The 8,857-nt window shown below is 38.9% G+C and carries 9 protein-coding genes; 4 read left to right on the top strand and 5 right to left on the bottom strand.

Annotation, left to right across the window (positions count from 1 at the left end; translation table 11 throughout):
* Window positions 1–28: 28 nt before the first annotated feature.
* The 4 genes from JCM14932_RS17315 to JCM14932_RS13620 all read left to right on the top strand — a co-directional run bounded on the left by JCM14932_RS17315 (window position 29) and on the right by JCM14932_RS13620 (window position 3,241).
* Complete coding sequence (locus JCM14932_RS17315) at window positions 29–286, top strand: nucleoside 2-deoxyribosyltransferase (RefSeq protein WP_235700611.1); 258 nt, start codon at window positions 29–31, stop codon at window positions 284–286.
* Between the two features lie 414 nt (window positions 287–700).
* Window positions 701–1,450 carry an MFS transporter gene (locus JCM14932_RS17310; RefSeq protein WP_235700610.1) on the top strand — a complete coding sequence of 250 codons (750 nt, stop codon included), beginning with the start codon at window positions 701–703 and terminating at the stop codon, window positions 1,448–1,450.
* Between the two features lie 68 nt (window positions 1,451–1,518).
* A complete protein-coding gene (locus JCM14932_RS17305; RefSeq protein WP_235700609.1) occupies window positions 1,519–1,875 on the top strand; it encodes an MFS transporter in 357 nt (118 codons plus the stop codon).
* Window positions 1,876–2,023: 148 nt separating this feature from the next.
* Window positions 2,024–3,241, top strand: a complete 1,218-nt coding sequence (locus JCM14932_RS13620; RefSeq protein ID WP_025025348.1) for an MFS transporter — start codon at window positions 2,024–2,026, stop codon at window positions 3,239–3,241.
* A 53-nt stretch (window positions 3,242–3,294) separates the two neighbouring features.
* On the opposite strand, the gene JCM14932_RS13615 is transcribed toward JCM14932_RS13620, so the two are convergent.
* From JCM14932_RS13615 to JCM14932_RS13595, 5 genes are all read right to left on the bottom strand, one after another.
* Entirely contained in the window at window positions 3,295–4,266 is a 972-nt protein-coding gene (locus tag JCM14932_RS13615) for an alpha/beta hydrolase (RefSeq protein ID WP_025025347.1), read from the bottom strand.
* An 80-nt stretch (window positions 4,267–4,346) separates the two neighbouring features.
* Window positions 4,347–4,781: a CopY/TcrY family copper transport repressor gene (locus JCM14932_RS13610; protein WP_235700608.1), complete on the bottom strand. Its 435-nt coding sequence runs from the start codon at window positions 4,779–4,781 to the stop codon at window positions 4,347–4,349.
* Window positions 4,782–4,863: 82 nt separating this feature from the next.
* Window positions 4,864–5,430 carry a VIT1/CCC1 transporter family protein gene (locus JCM14932_RS13605; protein WP_025025345.1) on the bottom strand — a complete coding sequence of 189 codons (567 nt, stop codon included), beginning with the start codon at window positions 5,428–5,430 and terminating at the stop codon, window positions 4,864–4,866.
* A 126-nt stretch (window positions 5,431–5,556) separates the two neighbouring features.
* Window positions 5,557–7,854 carry a nitric-oxide reductase large subunit gene (locus tag JCM14932_RS13600; protein ID WP_025025344.1) on the bottom strand — a complete coding sequence of 766 codons (2,298 nt, stop codon included), beginning with the start codon at window positions 7,852–7,854 and terminating at the stop codon, window positions 5,557–5,559.
* A gap of 11 nt (window positions 7,855–7,865) precedes the next feature.
* Window positions 7,866–8,726 carry a helix-turn-helix domain-containing protein gene (locus JCM14932_RS13595; protein WP_025025343.1) on the bottom strand — a complete coding sequence of 287 codons (861 nt, stop codon included), beginning with the start codon at window positions 8,724–8,726 and terminating at the stop codon, window positions 7,866–7,868.
* Window positions 8,727–8,857: the final 131 nt, after the last annotated feature.

Here is an 8,857-nt window from a genome sequence, read left to right as displayed (position 1 = left end):
ATATTATTAAGGAGAAACCAACAGTTTAATGGACAAAAAAAATCGTGTATATTTAGCCGGACCATTCTTCAGTAAAGAACAAATCAGTCGTCTGGATGAAATCGAAAGATTATTAAATAATAATGCAACAATTGGTGATATTTTCCGCCCCGGAGTAGATGAATACCAAGACGCCAAGATGGGAACTTTTGAATGGCAAACAGCCGTCTTCAAGCATGATATCAACAATATCAATGTTTCTGACCTCGTAATTGCTATGCTGGATTACAAGAACGAGAACGGATAATTCGAACCTGATTCCGGAACTATTTGGGAATGCGGTTATGCTTTTGCCAACAACATCCCTGTTATCGGTGTTCGCTATGAACCTGATCAACCATTAAATCTTATGTTAGCCGGTAGTTTCACCGCCTTCTTCAAAGGTGAAGGACACATTCAACTTATCAAAGATTACAACTTCAACACACTAATGACACGTTACGAAGATGTCGACGTACTATAGAAGATTGAACCATTAATTTGGTTCATAAACGCGTTGTGAAATACAACTTCTTCCGTTTAACTACAAAAATTCTCGCATTTACTTATGTAAATACGAGATTTTTTTAGGTTATACTCAGAAGTTGAACGTATTTCTCCACGCTCTCACTCTTTTTGTTCTAAAATGTTAAGGTAACTATTTCAGAGGGGGGACCATATTTTGAATTCAACAGCACCAAAAATATCCAAAAACTACTTCATATTCAGTATGATGCTGATAGCTGCCAACTTACGGCTACCGATCACGATCATGCCGCCATTATTGAATAGCATTGAACACGACCTCAACATCCCCAGCTCAATGGCTGGGTTATTGACGTCAATTCCATTGATTGCTTTCGCTATTTTTTCTCCGATTATTGTCAAGATATCTAAGAGTAAAGGTAATGAAGTAACGATTTTTATCTTCTTTATCTTACTAATATTTGGAAGTTATTTGAGGATCATACCGCAGACATGGGCCTTGTTCTTCGGTACTGCCCTAGTCGGCGTTGGTATCGATAGTGGTAATGTTCTACTGCCTGCTATCATCAAAGACCGCCTGCCAAAACAAATCCCACTGGGAACCGCCCTATACACGATGACCATGCTTCTCATAGCAGCCATTGGTACGGCTCTATCTGGCTTCTTGATCACAAAGGTCAGTCTGAATTCAACACTGTCAATTCTGTCATTAACCGGAGTTCTGGCAATAGTCTTTTGGACACCAAATATTCTCAGCAACAAAAAGAACAAGACCGTGAAAAAGTCAGAGATACCTGATTATCACAGCGTCTGGAATCAATCACTTGGCTGGCTGATAACTCTGTACTTCGGACTCCAATCGACCGTATACTATTCCATTCTGACTTGGCTACCTAGAATCTTGAGTAGCATGGAGTATCAACCGTCTTCTCCAGTAATTTACTGACCATTCTACAAATCGCCGGATTACCATTATCATTCATCGTTCCTATGCTTGCTCCCAAGAAATCTGGAATGACGGCATTAACAATCTTTGTCGCACTAGGATATGTCGTTTCTCCACTAGCATTTCTAGTCAACACTACCTCAGCCGCATATCTAGTCATACTGACGATCTTCGTTGGTATTGCTCAAGGTATTGCCTTCAATACCGCCATCTTCTTCTTTACCAGCAAGACAACTAATCAGTATCAAACCGCCGAAGTATCAGGTATGGCACAGTCGGCTGGTTACTTATTAGCAGCCTTTGGTCCAGTCTCATTCGGTATGCTTCAACAAAGTTCAAATATCCTCATCGTTTTGGCCGTTCTAGCTACACTGCTTACAATTACTGGAATAATAGTAAATAAATCTAAATTAATAAAAGAATAAATATTAAAGCTTCAAAATACTGCTACATCAATATTTTCAAAGATTAGTCAAAAGCCTCGACCCTTGTTTATATTTTTCCTGCGTGATATTATACGGACAAGCAAAATAAGGAACGACAGAGAGCGTTCATTTTGGAGGAAGATATACTATGAAAATAGTCGAAGACAATAATTCAAACCATCTAGATAGCTATCGAGCCAAAGTAGTGGCTTCCACAGCCGCCGGATTCGGACTGGAGAATATGGACGTGATGTTCTTATCATTTGCCCTTTCTTCAATCATTGCCGAATTCGGACTGAGTGGAACACAAGCGGGAATGATTTCCACGGTCACTAATATCGGTATGCTTATAGGTGGTATTTTTTTTGGAATTTTAGCTGACAGAGTCGGCCGTATCAAAACATTTACTTATACAATTTTTATTTTTGCCATTGCGACTGGGGCAATGTTCTTCGCACACAACTTGACCTTGGTCTACATCTGCCGCTTCTTCGCCGGGATCGGTGGCGGTGGTGAATACGGAATTGGTATGACAGTTCTTGCCGAAAGTTTCTCGAAGAAGAAGCTCGGACGCGTATCAAGCTGGGTCGGTATGGCTGGTCAAGGTGGTGCCATCATGGCAGCATTACTAGCCGCATTCGTTATCCCAACACTTGGCTGGCATGCACTATTCCTATTCGGAGTCCTACCAGTAGTTATAATTTTCTTCATCAGACATCACTTAAAAGAAAGTGATACCTTCATCAAATCCTCCAAAGAAAAACACGGAAGTGTTAAAGAACTATTCGCAACACCAAAAATTGCTCATCAAACGATCGCACTAACAGTTATGGCTATCGTGCAAATTGCCGGTTACTTCGGGCTGATGAACTGGCTACCAACTATCATGCAAAAGCAACTTAACCTAACGGTTGCCAGCTCAACTTGGATGATTGCCACGATCCTAGGAATGTGTGCTGGAATGCTGACCTTTGGTTGGATTCTTGATACACTCGGACCTCGTATGGCATTCGGAATTTTCCTAGTTTGCTCAGCGATTGGCGTTTATGTTCTAACTTTACCAACCAACATGATCTCGCTGATCATCGTAGGAGCAATCGTCGGTTACTTCTCTAACGGAATGTTCGCAGGATATGGAGCGGTTGTTAGTCGCCTCTATCCCACTGAGATCCGCGCTACTGCCAATAATGTCATCATGAATACTGGACGCTGTATCGGTGGATTCTCCAGTTTGGCTATCGGTTGGATCCTCGACAACTACAACGTAATGACCGTCATGGTCTTCATTTCAACACTCTACGTTATCAGCTTGATCGTTATGCTAACCATCAGTAACCTAAAAGCCTCAAACTACAAACAAGCTTAAATACAAACAAAGGGTCTCATCAGATTTATCTGGTGAGGCCCTTTTTGAGTTTCTTATTTAATTAATGAAGCAATTTTCTTCAATACTTCTTTGGCTTCCGGAATTGGATAAGCTGGGAAGACATGATCCATATTAGGATAAGTATACATAGTGAGGTCCACGTTATCTTCGAAAGCAATCTCGTTAATCTTCTTAGCATCCGCATAAAAAATATCGTGCGTTCCAATGAACAAATGAATTGGTGGCAACTTAGTTAGATCACCATAAATCGGACTGACCAGCGGATCCTTCACACTGAGTCCATCGGCATAAACTTTACCTTCAAACTTCAGATCTTCAACATGTAAAATCGGGTCAACAGCCTGCAATTGTTCCATTTCAGGATTGCTGTTAGATACATCCAGCCAAGGTGATATCAAGATTGCCTTACTTGGCAATGGATACTTACGATTGCGCATAACTTGCAGTAGCGATAAGACCATCCCGCCACCAGCAGAATCACCTACCAGAACAATATCTTCAGGGTCGATATATTCTTCATTGATCAAATACAAGTATCTTGACAAGACCATCGCTGTAGCTTCATTAGCATTGTGAATTGGAGCCTTGGGATAAATTGGCATCACAACTCGAGCATCGGCCATATTAGATAGTCTGTGCATCATCCCATATTGAAAACTGAGGGGCTGGAACCAATAGCTTCCACCATGGATATAGAAGATCACCTTGCTAGTTTGTTCCTTAGGGACATACTCTAATGTATCATCAAATCCCTTCAGATATTTGAATCTATATCGCAATTTGGCTTCTTCAGGCAACTTGAATGGTTTGTAATAATTGCCAATATAATTTTTCATATCTTCTTGGGAACGAATAGTTGGAAACAGATTAACTGTATCTAACGTTTCTTCAACTAACAAACTACGCAAACTTCTTTTTTCTTTGATTGCTTGAAGTCCTTTCAGTGCAATGAAGCCAGCACCAAGCGCTCCAAGAACTTTTCCTGTTTTTTTGATATAAATCATCTCCCCTGTAGCTTTTCAACTTCTATTATACATACAGATCATAAATTAAATAGTAAAAAAGCGAATCAAAAAAGATTCGCTTAATTACAGTCACATTCTCCTGGGACACAATTACAATTAATTTGTTCAACAGCTTGCTTATGATTCAATTTATCCTGAATCTTATCAATATCATCTTGTGTCAATTCAGACTCATCAATAATATAGGCGACAGCTGAACCAACTTTTTTGGCACAAACTTGATTGAAGAACTTCTTAGATGCCAAGTCGACAGTTCGGCTTTCATCCATTACAGCTGAATAAATAAACCTGTTGCCATCTTTTTCAGCCTTGACGATTCCCTTATCAGTTAATCTGTGCAATAGCGTCTTGATAGTAGCTGGTTTCCAATCCATCGAGTCACCCAAGACATCGATCAATTGACGTGATGTGACAGTATCGAGTGCCCAGATGACACGCATGATCCGCCATTCCGCATCTGTAATGTTGATATTCTTACTATCTGTTTCCATCATAATTATTACCTCACTAATATTTTAGCTGAAAAGCAAAATAAAAACAGCCCTCAAAAACGAGAACTGCTATCTAAAATTCAAATTAACTAACTGAAACATGAAAGAAACTACCGATCAAATATGTGATTATACTGGTCAGAACCCCAATTACCACATTACGTAGAATTGTTTTTTTAGTGGAAATAGTCGTATTGAGCGTACTAACCGTAGCATTCAAACTCAAAGCAATAACCATCGCAATTGCAGTATTGATAACTCGCCAACTGTCACTTGAGACACACATTGTCACCAACGGTATCAATGCACCAATAATAAATGAAACAAACGAAGCGGCTGCCGCGTGTATTGGTACTAACAAGTCTTCTTGTTCTATTTTTTCAGAGTCTGACTGAAGTGTTTTCTCTTGAACATCATGCTGAGTACTGACTGACATCCATTCGCCACCAGCCATTGAGCAGGCCCCTGCCAGCATTCCTGAGACACCCGTAATGAACAATGTCTTACTATTAAAATTAGCACCAGCGGCACCCAAGACTATTCCTGAGACAGAAATAATCCCATCATTAGCGCCAAGGATACCAGCACGTAAGACATTTAATCGATCCCAAAAATGTGTTTTAAAAAATGAACGCTTAGCAGACTTCTCCATCAATAAATCCCCTCAATTACTTTTGTACGATATGTTTACTAAATCTATTGTAGACTCTCTATAACTTACTGCAAGTTTTTCAAGGATTACGGTAATGAAAAGGACTCACAGAAGTGAGTCCAATTTTTATTTAATATCATAATCGATTGGATTAATTTCTTTTGATGCAGGTTTCAAGTGGAACATACCTCTGAAGAAGATAACTAATAGAATTACAACTCCAGCTGTAAAGATAATATCAGGAACTGAACGAGCAATCGTTAAGCCCATGATAACTGGATCTTGATAGAAACTAGCAAGTCTAGCGTGCCAGTATCCGAACTCTAGAGCATCTTTCAATTGTAAGAATCCCATTGGCATCAACGTAATGAATGTCATACCAGCAAGTCCAATATTCATTACGATGCATGCCCACTTGATCCACTTCTCAACTTTCTTAGTCCAGAACTCTGGCTTAGTTAAGTGACGCATTGCAAACAACATGATTGCGACTGAGAAGAATCCATAAACACCAGCCATAGAACCATGCGCATGCGCAGATGTCCATTGTGTTCCATGTTCGAAGTAGTTGATAGCTGGAGCATTGATCAAGAATCCAAGTGCCCCGGCACCAATAGCATTCCACAAACCAGTAGATACTAAGAACATGAATGTTCCCTTGTATGGGAAATCAATAGCTGAATCTTTGTACACACGATAATGTGTATAAGCTTCCCAAACTAACAAACATAGTGGGATAACTTCTAGAGCTGAGAAACATGATCCAAGTGCCAACCAGATTGAGTGGTCACCTTCCCAGAAATAATGATGTCCCATTCCGACAACACCAGTTCCAAGTAGTAAGATCAATTGGAAATACAAGGCTCTGATAGTTGACTTAATAGTTGTCAACTTCATATCGACCATCAAGTAACCAATCAAGATAACCGCAAATGACTCGAAGATACCTTCAACCCATAGATGGACGATCCACCATCTCCAATAATCAGCAAATGTAACGTGTGAGTTAGGTAGGATAAATAGTGATGCTAGATAAAATGCTGGAATAGCAATTGATCCGCAAAGTAATAACTGGAGCAATCTAGAACGGTCGATGTTCTTCTTGATCTTGATTGCTGGTAAGAAACCACGCAATAAGATAATAACCCAGAGAACCATACCAATGATGAACAGAATCTGCCAGAACTTACCCATTTCGGCATATTCCCAACCGTAGTGACCGAATAACCACCACTTGTCATTGATAATTCCTAGAGTTGAACCCCATTCACCAAGCATTGAGCCGCCGACAACAACTATCAATGCATAGAACAAAATATCAACCAGCAATCCTTGACGCTTAGGTTCACGACCAATAATACGTGGTGTGATATATATACCCGTTGCAAGCCAAGCAGTAGCGATCCAGAAGATAACTAGTTGCAAGTGCCATGTCTTAGCCAAGTTAAACGGCCAGATATTTTGAAGCGGTATTCCGAAGAATGAATTCTCGACATAATAATGCGCCAATAATTCACCAAGCAATACTTGAACGAAGAACATCAGCATAACGATCAAGAAGTACTTAGCGGCTTTACGCTGTGAACTTGTGATCGGTTCATCAGTCTTGATGGACTTGATATTCGAGTAATCTTCGATATATTGCATATCAAGATGGTACTTCTTGTAGACATAAATAACTAATCCTACACCAGCAACCAATAAGGCAACTGACAACGCAGTCCAAACCATAGCATCTGAAGTCATAATATTTCCGGCATCAGGATCATATGGCCAGTTATTTGTATATGAATATTGTTGTCCTGGACGATTAGTCGATGATAACCAAGCTCCCCAGAAGAAGAAATACGTCAATTGATCGACCTTATCTCCACTTTCCATGAAGTCATTAGTCATATTCTTGATCATGTTCTCAGGTAACCCGGCTTCATCCGGATTATTCTTGAAAACGCCACGGTAATACTTAGTTAGATAATTCAATCCTGACACTTGTGCATCAGTTAAGACCAAATGATCTGACTTAGAATTGTATCTATTCTTACGGATCTCTTCTTTAACAACACCTTTAATACCCGACTTTTGTTCAGTTGTTAAAGACTTGAAATCCTTGTCAAAATTCTTTTTGGCATAGTATTCATTCATACCTTTTAGGTAGATATGTAATGCTTCAGCAGTATAATCTGGTCCAAAATAAGTACCATTTCCAAGATAAGTACCATAATCTGTCAAACCATACTTTTCAAAAACAGCTTGTCCTGATACTAGTTCACCTTTAGTGACTACGGTAGTACCAGACTCACTAACAATTTTAGATGGACGAGGTGCTTCATTCTTGAAGATCAAAAGTCCCCCGGCAATTAAAATCGAGAAAGCAATGACTAAAACCCAAAGTAAAATCTTATTTAGCTTCTTGTAAGAAGTCATAAAATTTCCCCCTACTTACAGTTTTTAATCAGCCCCTTGATCGTTACCAATTCATTATGATTGTCATTAAACTCTGAAAAAACACGAGCCTTGGTCAATAGCTCTGCTGTATGTTCGCTAGAACCGTTGACAGCACAGTCATTGATAGCTAATTGAGCATATAATCTAGCAATATAGTAAGTCACGTGATTGTTGGAACAAATTTTTACCCCATAATTAAGTAAAGTGTTGGCAGTTTCATAATCTTTTTGATTTGAATAATAAATTGCACAATAAAAGATAATGCTAATATAACGCCAGATCTGATTGATATTATCGATCGACATTCCATAAATATCGTTAAACACCTTACTAAAGTAGTATTCACTCTTGGCAGAATCCTTCTGCTGAGCATATACCATCCCCATACCTGTGTAGGCAAGGAAAGTAAAAATTGTTTTTCCATCTGAATCCAAACTTGTCAAGATCTGATTAAAATCAAAGACGGCATCAAACAAATCTCCATTATCCAAAACATTCAAAAAACCCTTGAGATAATAATATTGCATCAAAGCATCATTATCATCTTTGAGTAAATTTTGGTCGATTTGATTGATTATATCCCATGACTCCTTGTAATTACTTGTGATCAAGTTAAATTCGACCTTATTCATCGAATCAACAATTTTCTTAGCAGTACTGTCATTGACACCCATGACATCATCCAAAGATAAATCAAGACGATTACACAGCTTTATCAAAATCTTTAGAGATGGGATCTTACCGTTATTTTCAAATTTGCTTAAGGTTGCTTGAGTACAAATTCCGTTACTCAGTTCCTTCTGTGACAAACCTAATTCTTTTCTTCTATTCACAAAACTTTGTATGTTCATGCGAACTCCTCTATATAAAATATAAATATCCTTATGAATAGAATTATATACTCATCTAGCCCCCCTTGCCATAATAACTAAATTCTCTGGTAATTTTCAAAACTGATCATATCCTTATACTAATAAAGTTT

Source organism: Companilactobacillus nodensis DSM 19682 = JCM 14932 = NBRC 107160, from assembly GCF_000615905.1.
Taxonomy (GTDB): Bacteria; Bacillota; Bacilli; order Lactobacillales; family Lactobacillaceae; genus Companilactobacillus; species Companilactobacillus nodensis.
Note: the sequence above shows the minus strand (reverse complement) of the source record. Positions and strands in the feature narration are given on the sequence as shown.

Bases quoted from the DNA above. Each gene is read 5' to 3' on its own strand.
- JCM14932_RS17315 (WP_235700611.1), top strand. From the start codon at position 29: ATGGACAAAAAAAATCGTGTATATTTAGCCGGACCATTCTTCAGTAAA.
- JCM14932_RS17305 (WP_235700609.1), top strand. From the start codon at position 1,519: ATGACGGCATTAACAATCTTTGTCGCACTAGGATATGTCGTTTCTCCA.
- JCM14932_RS13620 (WP_025025348.1), top strand. From the start codon at position 2,024: ATGAAAATAGTCGAAGACAATAATTCAAACCATCTAGATAGCTATCGA.
- JCM14932_RS13615 (WP_025025347.1), bottom strand. From the start codon at position 4,266: ATGATTTATATCAAAAAAACAGGAAAAGTTCTTGGAGCGCTTGGTGCT.
- JCM14932_RS13610 (WP_235700608.1), bottom strand. From the start codon at position 4,781: ATGATGGAAACAGATAGTAAGAATATCAACATTACAGATGCGGAATGG.
- JCM14932_RS13605 (WP_025025345.1), bottom strand. From the start codon at position 5,430: ATGGAGAAGTCTGCTAAGCGTTCATTTTTTAAAACACATTTTTGGGAT.
- JCM14932_RS13600 (WP_025025344.1), bottom strand. From the start codon at position 7,854: ATGACTTCTTACAAGAAGCTAAATAAGATTTTACTTTGGGTTTTAGTC.
- JCM14932_RS13595 (WP_025025343.1), bottom strand. From the start codon at position 8,726: ATGAACATACAAAGTTTTGTGAATAGAAGAAAAGAATTAGGTTTGTCA.